Genomic DNA, 17,503 nt, shown 5'->3' with positions numbered 1-17,503 from the left:
AAATGTCATAACTGATTTTTTTACCTATCTATATAGACAAAACTCTATATAGATGTTAATCTATATATAAAAAAAGAATCAAAGTAGAGGAGACAAGCAAATGGTGAAACAAACAAAAGGTCAAGGTATTAATTTATTTCAACGTTATTTGAGCCTTTGGGTTATTTTATGTATGGGGATTGGTGTACTTATAGGGAAGTATCTACCAGAAATTCCACAGTTTTTTGCAAGATTTGAAACTGCCCAAGTTTCACTTCCAACCGCCATCCTTATCTGGGTGATGGTCTATCCGATGATGATGAAAGTGGATTTCAAAAGTGTGAAAAATATTGGGAAGAACCCAAAAGGTCTTTATATTACTTGGGTAACAAACTGGCTAATTAAGCCGTTTACCATGTATGGGATTGTTGCCTTCTTTTTACTTCTTGTATTTAGAAATCAAATACCGACAGAATTAGCAAAAGAGTATCTAGCAGGAGCCATTCTTTTAGGGGCTGCTCCTTGTACAGCCATGGTTTTTGTATGGAGTACGTTAACGAAGGGGAATCCTGCCTACACGGTCATTCAAGTCGCGACCAACAATCTCATTCTTTTGGTTGCTTTTGTTCCAATTGTAAAATTTTTACTAGGTGTAAGTGACGTTGTGGTTCCTTGGGATACCTTGTTTTTATCGATTCTATTATTTGTGCTCATTCCTTTAGTTGCGGGTATCGCAACACGCGTGGTGCTGATAAGGAAAAAAGGGCTCTCATATTTTGAACAAACATTTTTACCAAAATTTGAAGGCAGCACGATTGGCGGTTTGTTGTTGATGTTGATTTTATTATTTTCATTCCAGGGTGAAACGATTTTAAATAACCCTTTCCATCTTTTATTAATTGCGATTCCTTTAACCGTGCAAACTTTCTTTATTTTCTTTTTGGCGTATGGGATGGCTAAGTGGCAAGGATTACCCTTTGAGATTGCCGCACCGGCAGGAATGATTGGCGCTTCGAATTTCTTTGAATTATCCGTTGCTGTTGCAATTGCTCTTTTTGGTTTACATTCACCAGCAGCCCTGGCAACAACTGTTGGAGTCTTAACTGAAGTACCGCTAATGTTGGTGTTAGTCAAAATTGCCAATCAAACAAAAGGGTCCTTTGCTCGCTAATGCTATTTTTATACACAGATAATTTTTTCTAGCGATTGACTTTTTGATTCGTTCTTTGGTATATTGGATAAGTAAGTGAGAAAATAAAAAAATAAAATGGTTGGGCTGATAGCTTCAAGGATCAAATTCTTCAAGGGGTGAGAAGAATATATTTGAAGTGGCTTTAAAACTTTTGGAGCGTACTTCGTGATTTGAAGTAGGCTCTTTTTTTATAATCGGAAGGAGGATGGTCAATTTGAAAGAGGCGTTAGAACGTATTCATCTCGCTGAGGAAGCAAATACGAGAGCTTACCAACAATTAGTCGTTGACATGGACGAATTACAGGCAGAAAAAAATAAAGAAATTCACGAAATGCAACTGAAACAAAAGGAAATTCGAAAAGAGCAAGTCACTCAAAAAGAAATGGCCTTACTGAAAGAAGAAGAGGCACTTCAAACTCAGCTCTTAGATGAAGCGCATCTTCATGCAAAAGAAGATGAAAAGCTTTATCAACAGCACAAGCAAACAATAATCACCCAAATTATGAACGAAATGAGGGAGCGCTATGGCTGTTAGTCGTTTAGTTAAAATGACTCTCTTGGCAGAAAGTCAGCTTCATGAAGCACTTTTACAAAGTTTGCAAGGCATGCAAGGCGTCGAAATTGAAAACAGTCTCCAAGAAGAAGGGAATCAAGCATGGCTGAGTACATATTTTCCTGATTTAGAGGCCATCGATCAAACCAAAGCACAACTTTATACGAAATGGTTAACCCAAATCGAAAAAGGCATTACCTTTATTCGAAACAACGGCTCATTAAAGCAAAAGATTAAAGAATTGCCAAGAAAAAGCTATACCTTGCAAGAGTTGGAGGCTGGTTTTAATGAAGACGCACTCGTTAGCTTGTTGAATCAAGTCAATCAATTACAAACGAAGTGGCAGAAAAATTTAAAAGAAGAAGCCTATTGGCAACAAGCTGAAAGTTGGTCGACCGAATGGTTTCAATTTGATGTGGAAGGGGCGCTAGTACCGCACGCAACAAAAGTTTTCCAAGCGAAGGTTGCAATCGAAGCTTGGGAAGCGGTTCGTGATTATTTTGTTCATCAAAAAGATATTTATTTTGAAATGAACCATCAATCTGAAAAAGAAATGAGATTCAGCTTCGTTCTCTTAAAAGAAAAAGAAACAGCCGTTCAAGCATCGCTCACAGCTCTTGGTGTCAGCTATGAACAAAATCCTTATGATGAGAGTCCAGTAACGCTCTTGCCTAAAGCCAAGGAAGCATTAATTGAATGCGTAAAGACTCAACGACAATTAACGAATGAAATTGGCTATTTAAAAGGGCAAATCTCCATTTTACAGTTTAACGAAGAGGTCTTGCTTGCTCGATTAACGAGAGAACAAGTTCGAGAACAACTCGTTGTCGCAAAACATATCGTTGTGATTCGTGCCTGGATCAATCAAGATGAACAAGAAAGCATCATAAAAAAACTGACCCAGCTTCATGGGGATGTGTTCTTCTTTTCTTTTGATGATCCCACTGACGAACAAATTGAACAAAATCAGGTCCCGACAAAGCTAAAAAATAATCGCTTTGTGGCACCTTTTGAAATATTAACCGGGATGTATTCTGTGCCAAAATATAAAGAGATTGATCCAACCCCTTGGATGGCTCCTTTTTATCTCGTCTTTTTCGGGATGATGGTAGCAGATTTAGGCTATGGTTTACTAACTTTAATTGGAACGACAGCTGCATTGAAAATCCTCCATTTACCAAGGGGGACAAAGAAATTCGTCCAACTATTCCAACTTTTATCGCTTTCGATTATCGCTTGGGGGATCATCTATGGTAGTGCCTTTGGGGTAGAACTTCCTTTCCAACTACTCGCACCGACAGAAGACTTTATGACCATTTTTGGACTTTCGGTAATTTTTGGAGGAATTCAAATTTATACTGGTCTTTTCCTAGCTGCGAAAGAAAACATTAAGAAAAAAGATTATCTAAGCGCAATTAGCCAAGGGTTCTCTTGGCAGGGGATTCTGACAGGAATTTTTATCGCTGCCGCGGGAACCTTGCTTTTTGATTCAAAGCTCTTGACGACCGTTGGGACCTGGTTGGCCTTAATCAGTGCTTTCCTTGTCTTGATAATTCCGACGATACAAAGCAAATCGAAAATCGGTGGTTTTTTTAGTGGCGTGTACGAACTCTATGGAATCACTGGTTACATTGGAGATTTTGTCAGTTATAGCCGGTTGATGGCTCTAGGCATTTCAGGTGGAAGTATTGCGATGGCTTTTAATATGCTTGTTGGCACCATGCCTCCCTTTGCTCGTTATAGCATTGGGATCCTCTTGTTACTCGCTTTACATGGGTTAAATATTTTCTTATCCATGTTAGGTGCCTATGTCCACGCCGCCCGCCTTCAATATGTTGAGTTCTTTGGCAAATTTTATGAAGGCGGTGGCCGCCCGTTTCAAACGTTTAAAGCAACAGAAAAATATATTAATATCGATGAAAAAAATGGAGGAAAACAATCATGATGAATTATATTTTAGAAAACAATGCAGGGATTTTATTTGCAATTTTAGCGATGGGAACAGCAACAATTTTTGCCGGAATCGGCTCAGCAATTGGGGTAGGAAAAGCTGGGGAAGCGGCTGCCGCTTTGATGACAAATCAACCAGAAAAATTTGGACAATCATTGATTTTACAATTACTTCCAGCAACACAAGGACTCTACGGTTTTGCGATTGCAGCAATGATTTTTACAAATCTATCTACTGACATGAGTATCGTGACTGGCTTATCATATTTAGGAGCTTCATTACCTGTTGCATTTACTGGCTTGACATCAGCAATTCCCCAAGGGAAAGTTTCGGCTGCTGGGATTCAAATTTTAGCGAAAAAACCGGAACACTTCTTTAAAGGTGTCATGTATGCGGTAATGGTAGAAATGTACGCTATTTTAGGTTTTGTTATCTCATTCTTACTTTTAGGAAGCATTTAACTAACCCCAACCTTAAAGGAGGTGCGCTAAAATGGATGCCATTGATGTAATCATTGAAAAAATAAATGCACAAGCAACAAATGAACGACAAGAATACAAGAAGAGTCGTTTAGCTGAAATTGAAACTCGTTTTTTAGTCGAAAAACGACAAGTGCTAAAAGAACATGAAAGCCAACTTGCACGACAATTAGAGCAGGTAACGAAACAAGCTCAGCAAAGAAAGAATCGTTTAACGATTGAAGCACGACAAGATTCATTAAAGACAAAACAAAGTTATTTAACTCGTTTATTTGATGAAGTTTATGAACAGATGACCCGCTGGGATATCGAAGAAACTCGCCAATTTGCCTTTCATATTTTAGAAAAATTAGATTTAAAAGAAGGGATTTTGATTCCTGGAGGTGCGATGTCACCGGATATTTTCACGACTGAATGGCTGAGAGAAACGGAAAAAGCATTACAAGTGACGCTAGCACTTGGAGAAAGAAGTCGTGTCTTAGAGTATGGTTTTTTAATTGAAAATCAGGGTGTACAGTATAACTTTTTTTACCGAGATTTACTTTTAGAAGAACGTAAGATGAAAGGGCATGCCCTCATGGATGCATTATTTTCATAAGGAGGGGTGAAATGAATAATAGCTATCATACAATCAATCCGCTTGTTCGGTTGAAAGAAAATGAACTGCTGACAAAAGATCACTTTGAACAACTCATACAAGCACCTACTTTTGAAAAGGTGGCTGAAATTTTAGCACCGACAGTTTATAGTTCTTATTTAACCGAAAATTTTCAACATCATTTCGAACAGTCTTTAAATCAAGAACTGGTCCGGACTTATGCAGACTTTATTGACATTCTTCCAGATCCGACCTTGGTTTGGTTATATACGATGCGTTATACTATTCATAATTTAAAAGTATTGACTAAGGCAGATCAGGTTCATGAAAATTACGACTACTTATTTATTCCAGATGGTTTTTATTCATTAGAAGAATTAAAAGCAGCGATTGAAACTGGGGAATCTGGTAGTTTGCCGCCTTCTGTGATTCAGAGTATTCAAGAAGTTCGTGACTATTTCGAAGAATCGCGGATTTTACAAGGAGTCGATGTCATTTATGATCGATTTTATTTTAAAGAACAATATGAAGTAGCAAAACAATTAAAAAATCCGGAATTGCTTCAGGCGATTGTCGAAAACATTGATTTAAATAATATTATTATTACAGCTCGATGTTTATTGCAAAAACGCTCTTATGCCTTTATGTCTGCGGTCATTTCTGATTGTGGCAGTATTGATAAAGAAACCTTGTTAGGCTTTTCAGGGAAAAAAATCACCACCTTGATTGAGTTTTTGCAACAAAGTGACTATCAAGAACTCTTGGCGCCTGTTTTAAGTCCAGACAAGATTGATTTCTTACGTTTAAGCGTTTTGGTAGATAATCAGTTGACAACCTCCTATCAAGCGGCACATACACAAGCCTTTGGTCCTTTACCTTTGTTGGCTTATTTGAATGCGAAAGAGATGGAAATCATGAACTTACGCTTGATTATTGTAGGAAAACGAAGTGGCTTCACTCACGCAGCAATCAAAGAAAGGATGCGAACACTTTATGACGAATAAAATCGGAGTCATCGGTGATAAAGAGTCTGTCATGCCCTTTAAATTATTTGGCTTTAGCGTATTCTACGGCATTAACGAACAAGTCATTGCTGAGAGCTTAGACAAAATGATTGATGAAAAATATGGTGTGATTTATATTACTGAAGCTTGTGCAAAACTCGTTCCCCAACAAATTGAAAAAACAAAGCAGATGCTTACCCCTGCGGTTGTACTGATTCCTGATCATGATGGTTCTTTAGGAATTGGGTTAGAAGAAGTACAAAAAAATGTTGAAAAAGCAGTGGGACAAAATATTTTATAAAGGAGCAAAACAAATGGAAATTGGAACAATTGTAAAAGTTTCAGGTCCGTTAGTGATGGCTGAAAATATGGGACATGCAAGTATTCAAGATATTTGTTATGTCGGTGATTTAGGCGTTATTGGCGAAATTATTGAGATGCGCGGAGATACCGCATCGATTCAAGTATATGAAGAAACTTCAGGCATCGGACCTGGAGAGCCGGTTCGTTCGACAGGTGAAGCATTATCCGTTGAATTAGCACCGGGAATCATCGCTCAGATGTTTGATGGCATCCAAAGACCACTGGATGTCTTTGCTGAGCAAACCCAAAGTCATTTCTTGACACGTGGCGTTCAATTGCCTGCTTTGGATCATGAAAAAAAATGGGACTTCCAAGCAATTGCTCAAATTGGCGATACGGTTGAAACAGGTGACATCTTAGGAACAGTCCAAGAAACAACGGTCATTTCACATAAAATTATGGTCCCACCAGGTGTTTCTGGTACGATTCAAACGATTACTTCTGGCGAAGCAACGATTGACGAAGTCATTGCGACGATTCGAACCGAAGACCAAGAGGCGCGATCAATTACCATGTTGCAAAAATGGCCGGTCCGCCGTCCGAGACCAGTCCGAGAAAAACGCAACCCGCATGTACCAATGATTACCGGCCAACGAGTGATTGATACATTCTTTCCAGTAACAAAAGGGGGAGCAGCTGCTGTACCTGGACCTTTTGGAGCTGGAAAAACCGTAGTGCAACATCAGATTGCCAAATGGTCCGACGTTGATTTGGTTGTTTATGTCGGCTGCGGCGAACGAGGAAACGAAATGACCGATGTTATGAATGAGTTTCCTGAGCTGGTAGATCCAAACACAGGAGAATCCCTCATGGAGCGAACAGTTTTAATTGCGAATACGTCAAATATGCCAGTTGCAGCTCGTGAAGCTTCGATTTATACAGGGATTACGATTGCCGAGTATTTCCGCGACATGGGTTACTCTGTTGCCATTATGGCGGATTCAACTTCTCGTTGGGCAGAAGCCTTACGGGAAATGTCCGGTCGTTTAGAAGAAATGCCTGGGGATGAAGGGTATCCTGCTTACTTAGGGAGTCGCTTAGCCGAGTATTATGAACGGGCAGGACAAGTTGTGGCTTTAGGTCAAGACCGACGGGAAGGAAGTATCACCGCGATTAGCGCGGTTTCACCATCAGGTGGGGATATTTCGGAACCTGTGACCCAAAATACGTTACGAGTAGTGAAGGTTTTTTGGGGATTGGATTCTATCTTGGCACAACAAAGGCATTTTCCTTCGATTGATTGGTTGAAAAGTTATTCATTGTATCTTGCTGAAGTCGGCGCCTATTTAGATCAAGAATTGCAAGTCGATTGGTCTGGTTTAGTGACAGAAGCGATGCGTCTATTACAAAAAGAATCTGAGTTGAATGAAATTGTGCGTTTAGTGGGGATTGATTCATTATCAGAAAAAGATCAACTGACACTTGAGACAGCCAAACAATTACGTGAAGACTACCTCCAACAAAACGCCTTTGATGAGGTCGATACGTTCACTTCTCGTCAAAAGCAATTTTACATGTTACAAACTATCCTATTGTTCCATGCTGAAGGCCAAAAAGCACTAGAATTAGGCGCATACTTGCCTGAAATTATGGAAGGCACCATTTTGTTACGCGACCGGATTGCCCGGATGAAGTATGTACCAGAAGAAGCACTTGAGCAAATTATCACACTTGAAGAAGGCATCAGAGAAACGATGCGTGCGATTTTACAAAAAGGAGGAATGTAACTTGATTAAAGAATATAAAACAATCGGTGAAGTGGTGGGCCCGTTAATGGCTGTCGATCGCGTCTCAGGTGTTAAATATGAAGAATTAATTGAAGTTCGCCTTCAAAATGGAGAAATTCGGCAAGGGCAAGTCTTAGAAATTCAAGAAGACAAAGCGCTCGTACAAGTTTTTGAAGGAACGGGAGGCATTAATCTTCGGGAATCAGCCGTTCGATTTTTGGGGCATCCCTTAGAACTCGGCGTTTCAGAAGATATGGTTGGGCGTGTTTTTGATGGTTTAGGTCGTCCGCGCGATGGTGGAGCGGAAATTTTACCTGAAAAAATGATGGATATTAACGGAGAAGTAATTAACCCAATCTCACGGGATTACCCAGACGAATTTATTCAAACCGGGATCTCTTCGATTGACCACTTGAACACCTTGGTCCGCGGACAAAAATTACCAGTGTTTTCAGGTTCTGGTTTGCCCCATAAAGAATTAGCTGCTCAAATTACGCGTCAAGCTGCTGTACTCAACACCGATGATGATTTTGCTGTAGTTTTTGCTGGTATTGGGATTACTTTTGAAGAAGCAGAGTATTTTATGGAGAACTTCCGTGAAACAGGTGCAATTGATCGCTCCGTTGTCTTTATGAATTTAGCTAATGATCCAGCGATTGAACGTATTGCAACACCCAAAATGGCCTTAACTGCTGCGGAATACTTAGCATATGAAAAAGGTATGCATGTCCTTGTTATCATGACCGACATGACAAACTACTGTGAAGCGTTACGTGAAATTTCTGCTGCTCGGCGTGAAGTCCCTGGTCGCCGAGGTTATCCGGGTTATTTATATACAAACTTGGCGACGCTTTATGAACGAGCAGGGCGTATTCGTGGGATTAACGGCTCTGTTACACAAATTCCCATCTTGACGATGCCAGAAGATGACAAAACGCATCCGATTCCTGACTTAACCGGTTATATTACAGAAGGACAAATTATCTTATCTCGTGATTTATACAAAAAAGGAATCGAACCTCCAATTGATGTCCTTCCTTCGCTTTCTCGTTTGAAGGACAAAGGAACAGGAGATGGTAAGACAAGGATTGACCATGCACCGACAATGAACCAATTATTCTCTGCTTACGCGCAAGGAAAACAAGCAAAAGAGCTTGCCGTTGTTTTAGGTGAGTCTGCATTATCTGAAACCGATCGAATCTATGCGAAATTTGCTGAACGATTTGAAGAAGAATATGTCAATCAAGGATACGATACGAACCGTTCAATCATTGAAACACTTGATTTAGGCTGGGAGCTTTTAAATATGCTACCAAGAACAGAGTTGAAACGAATTAAAGATGAAATGATTGATGAATATCTGCCAGAAAAGAGGTAGAAAAATATGGCGATTAAAAATGTGAATCCGACACGGATGGAACTTGCTCGTTTATCGAAACAATTAGGTACCGCGAAACGAGGACATAAATTATTAAAAGATAAACAAGATGAACTGATGCGACAGTTTATCTTGTTGATTCGTCAAAACAATACGTTGCGAAAAACAGTGGAAGCAGAAATGACACATGCGATGAAGGCCTTTCGCTTGGCAAATGCAACTTTGAACGAAAATTTTATCGAAGAGCTGTTTATTTTACCGGCAACTGAAGTCTCATTGGATATTTCCAAAAAAAATATTATGAGTGTGGTTGTACCTGTGATGAAGTTTGATTATAATGAGACTTACACAGATACCCCCTTAGAATATGGCTTCTTAAATTCAAATGTGCCTTTAGACTTATCGATTGAGCGTTTTACAAACGTCTTACCAAAACTTTTGGAATTGACAGAAATTGAGAAAACGTGTCAATTAATGGCTGAAGAAATTGAGAAAACGCGCCGACGTGTGAACGCCTTAGAGTATATGACGATCCCAGAACTCGAAGAAACGATTTATTTTATCAAAATGAAATTAGAAGAAAACGAACGCGCCGGAGTGACTCGGATGATTAAAGTCAAAAATATGGGGAAATAAAATCAATTGAGATAAAGCGAGGCGATTGCTATGGTTAGCAAAAAACGTGCCGTTCATTTTACAGCACCACAAGTCATTATTACAGGATTTGCCACAATCATTTTAGTAGGGGCCCTATTATTGTCGCTGCCAATTGCTTCCCAAACAGGGGAGTCCACTCACTTTCTGGATGCATTGTTTGTTGCTACGTCGGCAACTTGTGTGACAGGTTTAACGACAGTAACGACTGCTGTGCATTGGAGTTTTTTTGGTCAAGTAGTGATTTTGACTTTAATTGAAGTCGGAGGATTGGGGTTCATTTCATTACCTGTTATTTTTTATTTGGTGACGCGTAAGAAAGTTGGCTTGGGCATGCGTATTGTTTTAAGGCAGTCCTTAAACTCTGATAATCGCCGCGGAGAAATGAGCTTGATGATTTACATCATGAAAAATGCTTTTTTTATCCAATTTATCGGTTTTCTTTTGTTAGCCGTTGATTTTATTCCTCGTTTTGGCTTGAAAAGAGGCGCCTGGTATAGTTTCTTTCATGCTATCTCTGCTTTTTGTAATGCTGGATTTGATCTATTTGGTGATAGCTTGGTTGGTTTTCAACAAAATCCTTGGGTGCTCTCTGTTATTAGTGGTTTAATTATCTCAGGAGGACTTGGTTTTTTAGTCTGGTATGATGTGCTTTCTTATAAAAAGGGCAAAAGGATGTCCTTGCATAGTAAAATCGCCTTGCTTGTTACTGGAGGTCTTTTACTTTTTGGTACACTTTGCTTTATGCTTACGGAAAGAAATGGGGTAGCGCTTGTCGAAGGAAATGCGTTTCAACGTTTCTTTAATACCATGTTCATGTCGGTTACACCAAGAACGGCTGGTTTTTTCTCTGTCGATTACTTATCAATGACCCATGCCGGGTTACTACTGACAATTGTTTTAATGTTTATTGGTGGAACTTCTGGATCGACAGCAGGAGGTTTCAAAACAACGACTTTTGGTATTTTAATTATTAAATTGGTGAGTATTTTTAAAGGGAAGGAACATGCTGAATTTGATGAACGGACGATAAAAGAATCCATCGTCTCAAGAAGCTTGGTTTTATTCTTTCTTTTACTCTCATTAGTTATTATTAGCACGATGATTTTATCCGTAACGGAGACTGTTCCAGACATTAATGGCTTAGGTTTAGAGTACATTGTTTTTGAGGTTGTTTCTGCTTTAGGAACGGTTGGACTAACGATGGGACTCACCCCGGCACTCACGATTAGTGGAAAACTACTGATTATTTTATTAATGTTTGTTGGTCGTGTTGGAATTATGACCGTGATTTTCTCCTTGGTGACAAAAGGAATGAATCAAAAACAAACGTTTAAATATCCAGAGGAATCAGTGATTATCGGATAAACAACAATAAGAAAAACAAAAAAGAGGAAGAGCCTTTTGAGGCCTCCTCTTTTTTGTTTGACTAAAAAGCGACTTGAACGACCGTGACCCCTTTCGCTTCAATTTCGCGAAGCATCGAAGGATTGGCATAGATGTCGGTAATCAAGAGATCAATCTTTTCAATTTCACTCACAATAAACTTACTATCAACTCCTATTTTTCGATAGTCACAAACAACGATTACGAGGCCGTTCGTATTATGAATCATGACATGATTCACTTTTGATTCATGAATATTGATGGTTGTGATTCCTGTGGCAGCACTAATGCCTGAGCATCCAATAATCGTTAAATCGGAATAAATTTGACTAAAGTTGGTGACGCATAAATCACCAACCAAAACTTCTTTTGGTAGACGTATTTCTCCACCAGATAGAATAACGGTTGATTGTGGATTAATCTCATAGCGATTGACCTGTAAGTTATTCGTAATTAAAGTTACAATTTTTTCTTTTAAAAAATCAACGGTTTGCAAAGCTGTGGAACTAGAATTAATAAATAAGGTCATTCCTTCTTCAATATAGGTACTGGCTTGTTTGGCTAGTTGAATCTTAATTTTCTCCAAAGAGTCATTTTCCGTGTAGCCTTCTTCTCTTTGGTACTCATTTAAAGTGGCGCTGCCATGGTTTCGAACCACTTTTCCCATTTGTTCCATCACATCTAAATCTCTACGAATTGTCATAGTAGAGACGTTCATTCTCTCTGCTAATTCGTTCACATCTAACGTTTGGTTGGACTCTTTTGCTAAAAAATCGGCGATCGTCTTTCTTCGTTGTTCAATTTTTGAGAGTGAATTCTTCATGATCTTCTACCACCATTTCCTAATATTCAAACACGTTATGTTCATAATACTTGTTTTTAATATATTTTTCAATCATTCGAACATATAGAATGGTTGAAAACGCATTCTCGAACACTTAATATTAACATATAGAAAATATTAGGGGTGATTTGTTTGAATCATATCAATGAAGTAACAAAAGAAAGATGGCTAACAGAAACTTTCCCAGAGTGGGGAACTTGGCTAACAGAAGAGATTTCAGCAAAAGTGGTAGAAGAAAATTCTTTTGCCATGTGGTGGTTGGGTTGTACAGGCATTTGGTTAAAAACCTATGAAGGAACAAACATTGTCATGGATATGTGGAACGGTACGGGGAAGCGAACGCATGGAAACGGTAAAATGAAAAAGGGCCATCAGATGCAACGAATTGGCGGCGTAAGGAACATGCAACCAAACTTACGCAATGTTCCTTTTGTGATTGATCCCTTTGAAATTCAAAATATCGATGCTTTAGTCGTTTCTCATATTCATTCCGATCATTTAGACATTGTTACTGCTGCCTCTGTTGCCCAAAATTGCCCGCAAGCAAAATTTATTGGACCAAAGGAAGTGGTTAATACGTGGATTTCTTGGGGAGTACCTGCCGAAAGAACAATCATCGTAAAACCTAATGATCGAGTGACTGTTGGAAGTGTTGAAGTTGTAGCGCTAGAATCGTTTGACCGTACGGCGCTGGTGACGATTGATGATCCAGAACATCAATTAACTGGAACAATGCCGATTGAAATGGATGATATTGCAGTGAACATTTTATTCGAAACAAGCGGGGGAAACTTATACCACGGAGCAGATTCACATTATTCAGTCATGTTTGCCAAACATGGAAAAGAACACTCGGTGGATGTTGCAGTGATTAACTATGGCGAAAACCCTCCAGGCATTCAAGATAAGATGACTTCAGTGGATGTTTTACGAATGGCAGAAGCATTAAAAGCAAAAGTAGTGATTCCTGTTCATCATGATATTTGGACGAATTTTATGGCTGACCCTGAAGAAATCGTAACATTATGGGAATTCAAACGTGATAGGTTACAATACAACTTTAAACCATTTATTTGGCAAGTCGGAGGGCAGTATAATTTCCCCCAAGATACCAACAAACTACGATTTAACTTCGATCGTGGCTTCCATGATGTCTTCGAAGGAGAAAATGACCTGCCTTATCCTTCATTCTTATAAAAAAATCGCTTAAATGTTGCGATCGAACAAAGGAGAAAAACAATGTTAACTTATTTCAAAAAAAATAAATTAGTCGATTATCCCATAAAACAACCCAAAAACTGGGAGGAAGCCATTCATTTGTCCTGTCAAACGCTACTTAAAGAACAGTACATCACAGAAGAATATATAACGGAGATTGTTCAAGCGATTAAACAATTTGGCCCTTATATTGTGATTATGCCTAATATCGCAATGCCACATGCAGAAGGAAATCCAAAAAGTGTTATCAAAAGTGGCATTTCCTTTACTAAATTTCATACTCCTGTATTTTTTTATGATGAAAAAACACAAGAAGAAAAAAGTGCACAGCTCTTTTTTACACTCGCTGCCCAAAATGCAGACGAACATCTACAAAACATTACCAGATTGACTGACCTACTGTCTAACGACACTTTGATTGAAGCGTTATTAAAAACCGAAAACGAGGGAACTTTTGACAATTTATTAACACATGAAAAACAACTAAATTGAGAGGAATTGGAGGAAAAAAGAATGGCGATTCCAAATTTACAGGTGGCTCTAGATCACTCAACGGTTCATGAAGCAATTGCTGCAACTGTAGCAGTTGGCCATGAAGTGGATATTATCGAGGCCGGTACCGTACTCATGTTAGAAGTCGGTAGTGAGGTCGTTCGAATGATCCGGACCTTATTTCCGGAAAAATTAATTGTTGCCGACACGAAATGTGCGGATGCAGGGGGGACCGTTGCTAGAAACTGCGCGAAACGCGGAGCCAGTTGGATGACTTGCATCTGCTCGGCATCAGTTGCCACAATGATTGCCGCTGCGAAAGAAATCGAAGAAATCCAGGTTGAACTCTATGGGGATTGGACTTATGAACAAGCACAAACGTGGTTAGATGCAGGAATTAATCAAGCGATTTATCATCAAAGCCGCGATGCCTTATTAGCTGGTGAAACATGGGGGGAAAAGGACTTAACTAAAGTGAAGCGCTTGATTGAGATGGGTTTCAAGGTTTCAGTCACTGGTGGCCTAGATATCGAAACAGTCGAATTATTTCAAGGCATTGAAGTCTATACTTTTATTGCTGGGCGGGGAATTACGGAGGCACAAGATCCTGCAGCAGCAGCGCGCGCATTTAAACAAAAGATTCGGGAACTGTGGGGTGAATAAACATGTTAACGCTGGGCATTTATGAGAAAGCCTTACCCAAAAATAGTTCTTGGTTTGATAAATTAAAAATGGCGCAAGCACTTGGATTTCATTATATTGAAATGTCTATTGACGAGACTGACGAACGTCTAGCAAGGCTTGATTGGTCCGATGAAACACTCTCTGAAGTGCAACAAGCCATCATTGAAACAGGTGTAAACATCTATTCCATGTGTTTAAGTGGCCATCGACGGTATCCCTTTGGTTCAAAGGATAGAATCAAACGCGAACAGGCTTTACAGATTATGGAAAAAGCCGTCAACTTAGCGTCTAAACTAGGTATTCGAAACATCCAATTAGCAGGTTATGATGTTTATTATGAAGACAAGTCCATCTTGAGTCGTGAATATTTTATTGAAAATCTTACAAAAGCCGTTCAATTGGCAGCGGCCAAACAAGTCATGCTGTCGATTGAGATTATGGATGACCCTTTTATGAATTCGATTAGTAAATTCATGAAAATAAAAAGAGAGATCCCTTCACCGTGGTTACAATGCTATCCCGATATTGGTAACTTGTCTGCTTGGCCTGAAAATGATGTCGGAGATGAACTAAGCAGGGGCATTGAAGCAATCACAGCAGTACATTTAAAAGATACATTATCTGTGAAAGATGGTTTTCCTGGCAAGTTTAAAAATGTACCTTTTGGAAGAGGCGATGTGGATTTCTTAGGTTGTTTAAAAACACTAAAGCGACTAAATTACAATGGCAGTTTTTTAATTGAAATGTGGAGCGAAACAGACGAAGATCCAGCAAGACAGATCCAAGAAGCCAAAGATTTTTTATTACCTATCTTAAAGGAGGCGGGCTATCATGTCGGAACTTCAAACTGAGATCCAACAAATGAAAGAACGAATCTTTCAAGCAAATTTGCAATTACCGAAATGGGGTTTGGTCCAATTGACTTGGGGAAACGTCAGTGAGATCAATCGCGATCTAGGAATTATAGTCATCAAGCCTAGTGGCGTAAGTTATGAAACGATGCGCGCGGAACAAATGGTTGTGACGGATTTAGCAGGCAATCAAATAGAAGAAGGCAGCCTGAAACCATCCTCTGATCTATGGACACACTTAGAATTGTACCGCGGATTTAAAGACATTCAATCCGTCGTTCATACACATAGCAAGCATGCGGTGTCATGGGCGCAAGCCGGAAAATCATTGTCATTTTACGGAACAACACATGCTGATGCCTTTTATGGGGAAGTGCCAATTACCCGCCAACTCACTCAAAAAGAAGTGGAAGAGGCCTATGAACAAAACACTGGAAAAGTGATTCTCGAAACGTTTCAAACTCAAGCACTTGATCCCGTCAGCATTCCCGGTGTACTAGTTAACGGTCATGGTCCCTTTACTTGGGGCGACTCCGTTCAACATGCCATTGAAAATAGTTTAATTCTAGATGAAATCTGTTCCATGGCTTTCATGACTGAACTCATTCAAACAAAAGAAAATCGATTGCCACAATATGTGTTAGATAAGCATTATTTAAGAAAGCATGGGAAAAATGCTTACTATGGTCAATAAACATTCGTTCGAGCAGCAGCAAAAAGGAAAGTGAGTGAATAATATGGAGTTTATTATTGGGATTTTTACCAGTTTGTTTAATAATATCATTGCAAAACCAGAATTTTTTCTTGCAATATTGGTATTTATAGGTTATATGTTACTTAGAAAATCATTTTTAGAATCCTTATCAGGAGCCTTGAAAGCAGCCATTGGTTATATGATTTTACAGGTAGGTTCTTCCGGGATGGTGCAGGGCTTTAATCCGATGCTCAACGGGTTGTTAGCAAAATTCAATCTGAATGCAGCCGTCATTGACTCGAATTTTGGTTTTGCTGCTGCAAATGAAGCGATTCTAGCAATTGGAGAGTCTCTTTCTTCTACAATGTTTGTTTTGTTGATTGGCTTTATTGTCAATATTGTCCTTGTTTTATTTAAAAATATTACGAAAGTGCGCACGCTCTATACAACCGGTCACATTATGGTGAAACAAGCGGGTTTTATTACTTGGATGATATTTTTCGCTTTACCGGAATATCGAAATATGACTGGCGTCGTGATTATTGGTATCCTAATTGGACTCTACTGGGCCGTCTTTTCTAATCTAACGGTTGAAGCAACCCAAAACTTAACCGGTGGTGAACGCGTTTTTGCTGTCGGACACGCACAAATGGCAGGAATTTGGCTGACCGATAAAATCGCTCATCTTTTTGGAAACCCCGAAGATGATGTCGAAAGCATTAAGCTATCTAATAATTTCAAAGTGCTTTCTGATAATATTTTTGGAACATCGATTGTCATGCTAATCATGTTTGGTTCGATTCTGGTTGTCTTAGGTCCTGAAACGATGACAGAATTCGATCCGTCCTATAATGTTAGCCTTTCTTATATTAGTTACGTGATTACCAAAAGTTTGGGCTTCGTGGTTAGTTTTATCATTTTGCAAACAGGTGTTCGTATGTTCGTTACTGAAATTACAGAATCCTTTAACGGAATCTCTGATCGCTTACTCAAAGGTGCCATCCCGGCAGTTGATTGTGCAGCAACTTTTGGCTTTGCCTCTTCCAATACCATCATCATTGGTTTCTTGTTTGGTTTTTTAGGTCAATTACTAGCAATTACTGGCTTGGTTCTTTTCAAATCACCGATTCTGATTATCTCTGGTTTTGTTCCGTTATTTTTTGACAACTCAACATTAGCAGTCTACGCGAATAAGCGTGGGGGACGAAGAGCAGCGATGATCATTCCTTTCTTATCAGGAATTGCGCAAGTCTTACTCGGGGCAATTGGCGTTATGATGTTCGAATTGTTTGCATTTGGTGGCTGGTATGGTAATCTAGACGTCTCCACAGTGTGGTTAGCGATTGGCGCTGTGACAAAACAGTTCCAGATGGTTGGGATTGTTATTGCTGGAGTCTTGTTACTAATTATCCCTCAATTGCAGTATCAACGAAATAAAAAAGGATATTTCTAAAGA

At 39.2% G+C, this 17,503-nt stretch carries 18 protein-coding genes and 1 other annotated feature; of the genes, 17 read left to right on the top strand and 1 reads right to left on the bottom strand.

Annotation, left to right across the window (positions count from 1 at the left end; all coding sequences use genetic code 11):
• Window positions 1-100 precede the first annotated feature (100 nt).
• From arsB to ACYSNO_RS01340, 11 genes are all read left to right on the top strand, one after another.
• A complete protein-coding gene (arsB, locus tag ACYSNO_RS01390; RefSeq protein ID WP_461729273.1) occupies window positions 101-1,150 on the top strand; it encodes an ACR3 family arsenite efflux transporter in 1,050 nt (349 codons plus the stop codon).
• A 98-nt stretch (window positions 1,151-1,248) separates the two neighbouring features.
• Window positions 1,249-1,297, top strand: a sequence feature (sodium ion sensor (DUF1646 type); this cis-regulatory element may regulate processes involved in with the transportation of sodium ions).
• Window positions 1,298-1,385: 88 nt separating this feature from the next.
• Entirely contained in the window at window positions 1,386-1,706 is a 321-nt protein-coding gene (locus ACYSNO_RS01385) for a hypothetical protein (RefSeq protein WP_461729272.1), read from the top strand.
• Window positions 1,696-3,669, top strand: coding sequence for a V-type ATP synthase subunit I (locus tag ACYSNO_RS01380; protein ID WP_461729271.1), 1,974 nt, complete (start codon window positions 1,696-1,698; stop codon window positions 3,667-3,669). Before ACYSNO_RS01385 ends, ACYSNO_RS01380 begins: the two co-directional genes overlap by 11 nt.
• Window positions 3,666-4,136 (top strand): V-type ATP synthase subunit K, encoded by a 471-nt coding sequence (locus ACYSNO_RS01375; protein WP_461729270.1) that lies wholly within the window; start codon window positions 3,666-3,668, stop codon window positions 4,134-4,136. Before ACYSNO_RS01380 ends, ACYSNO_RS01375 begins: the two co-directional genes overlap by 4 nt.
• A 31-nt stretch (window positions 4,137-4,167) precedes the next feature.
• Complete coding sequence (locus ACYSNO_RS01370; protein WP_461729269.1) at window positions 4,168-4,752, top strand: hypothetical protein; 585 nt, start codon at window positions 4,168-4,170, stop codon at window positions 4,750-4,752.
• Between the two features lie 11 nt (window positions 4,753-4,763).
• On the top strand, window positions 4,764-5,756 hold the full coding sequence (locus ACYSNO_RS01365) for a V-type ATPase subunit (RefSeq protein WP_461729268.1): 993 nt from the start codon (window positions 4,764-4,766) through the stop codon (window positions 5,754-5,756).
• Window positions 5,746-6,057, top strand: coding sequence for a V-type ATP synthase subunit F (locus tag ACYSNO_RS01360; RefSeq protein ID WP_461729267.1), 312 nt, complete (start codon window positions 5,746-5,748; stop codon window positions 6,055-6,057). The genes ACYSNO_RS01365 and ACYSNO_RS01360 overlap by 11 nt, the downstream gene beginning before the upstream one ends.
• Before the next feature lie 13 nt (window positions 6,058-6,070).
• Window positions 6,071-7,846: a V-type ATP synthase subunit A gene (locus ACYSNO_RS01355; protein WP_461729266.1), complete on the top strand. Its 1,776-nt coding sequence runs from the start codon at window positions 6,071-6,073 to the stop codon at window positions 7,844-7,846.
• A 1-nt stretch (window position 7,847) separates the two neighbouring features.
• Window positions 7,848-9,224, top strand: coding sequence for a V-type ATP synthase subunit B (locus ACYSNO_RS01350; protein ID WP_461729265.1), 1,377 nt, complete (start codon window positions 7,848-7,850; stop codon window positions 9,222-9,224).
• A gap of 6 nt (window positions 9,225-9,230) precedes the next feature.
• Window positions 9,231-9,860, top strand: coding sequence for a V-type ATP synthase subunit D (locus ACYSNO_RS01345; protein ID WP_461729264.1), 630 nt, complete (start codon window positions 9,231-9,233; stop codon window positions 9,858-9,860).
• 30 nt (window positions 9,861-9,890) lie between these two features.
• Window positions 9,891-11,246 carry a TrkH family potassium uptake protein gene (locus tag ACYSNO_RS01340; protein ID WP_461729263.1) on the top strand — a complete coding sequence of 452 codons (1,356 nt, stop codon included), beginning with the start codon at window positions 9,891-9,893 and terminating at the stop codon, window positions 11,244-11,246.
• 61 nt (window positions 11,247-11,307) lie between these two features.
• On the opposite strand, the gene ACYSNO_RS01335 is transcribed toward ACYSNO_RS01340, so the two are convergent.
• Window positions 11,308-12,087 carry a DeoR/GlpR family DNA-binding transcription regulator gene (locus tag ACYSNO_RS01335; RefSeq protein WP_461729262.1) on the bottom strand — a complete coding sequence of 260 codons (780 nt, stop codon included), beginning with the start codon at window positions 12,085-12,087 and terminating at the stop codon, window positions 11,308-11,310.
• A 153-nt stretch (window positions 12,088-12,240) separates the two neighbouring features.
• Here ACYSNO_RS01335 and ulaG point away from each other — a divergent pair, with 153 nt between their 5' ends.
• From ulaG to ACYSNO_RS01305, 6 genes are read left to right on the top strand one after another with little or no spacing between them, the layout of a single operon-like run.
• Entirely contained in the window at window positions 12,241-13,305 is a 1,065-nt protein-coding gene (gene ulaG, locus ACYSNO_RS01330; protein WP_461729261.1) for an L-ascorbate 6-phosphate lactonase, read from the top strand.
• 42 nt (window positions 13,306-13,347) lie between these two features.
• Complete coding sequence (locus ACYSNO_RS01325; RefSeq protein WP_461729260.1) at window positions 13,348-13,818, top strand: PTS sugar transporter subunit IIA; 471 nt, start codon at window positions 13,348-13,350, stop codon at window positions 13,816-13,818.
• Between the two features lie 21 nt (window positions 13,819-13,839).
• Window positions 13,840-14,481 (top strand): 3-keto-L-gulonate-6-phosphate decarboxylase UlaD, encoded by a 642-nt coding sequence (locus tag ACYSNO_RS01320; RefSeq protein ID WP_461729259.1) that lies wholly within the window; start codon window positions 13,840-13,842, stop codon window positions 14,479-14,481.
• A gap of 2 nt (window positions 14,482-14,483) precedes the next feature.
• Window positions 14,484-15,353 carry an L-ribulose-5-phosphate 3-epimerase gene (locus ACYSNO_RS01315; RefSeq protein ID WP_461729258.1) on the top strand — a complete coding sequence of 290 codons (870 nt, stop codon included), beginning with the start codon at window positions 14,484-14,486 and terminating at the stop codon, window positions 15,351-15,353.
• Window positions 15,334-16,047: an L-ribulose-5-phosphate 4-epimerase AraD gene (gene araD, locus ACYSNO_RS01310; RefSeq protein WP_461729257.1), complete on the top strand. Its 714-nt coding sequence runs from the start codon at window positions 15,334-15,336 to the stop codon at window positions 16,045-16,047. Before ACYSNO_RS01315 ends, araD begins: the two co-directional genes overlap by 20 nt.
• 43 nt (window positions 16,048-16,090) lie before the next feature.
• Window positions 16,091-17,500 carry a PTS ascorbate transporter subunit IIC gene (locus tag ACYSNO_RS01305; protein ID WP_461729699.1) on the top strand — a complete coding sequence of 470 codons (1,410 nt, stop codon included), beginning with the start codon at window positions 16,091-16,093 and terminating at the stop codon, window positions 17,498-17,500.
• Window positions 17,501-17,503: the final 3 nt, after the last annotated feature.

The sequence above is a fragment of the Enterococcus sp. LJL98 genome (assembly GCF_054871745.1).
This window is presented reverse-complemented; position numbering and strand designations above follow the sequence as displayed.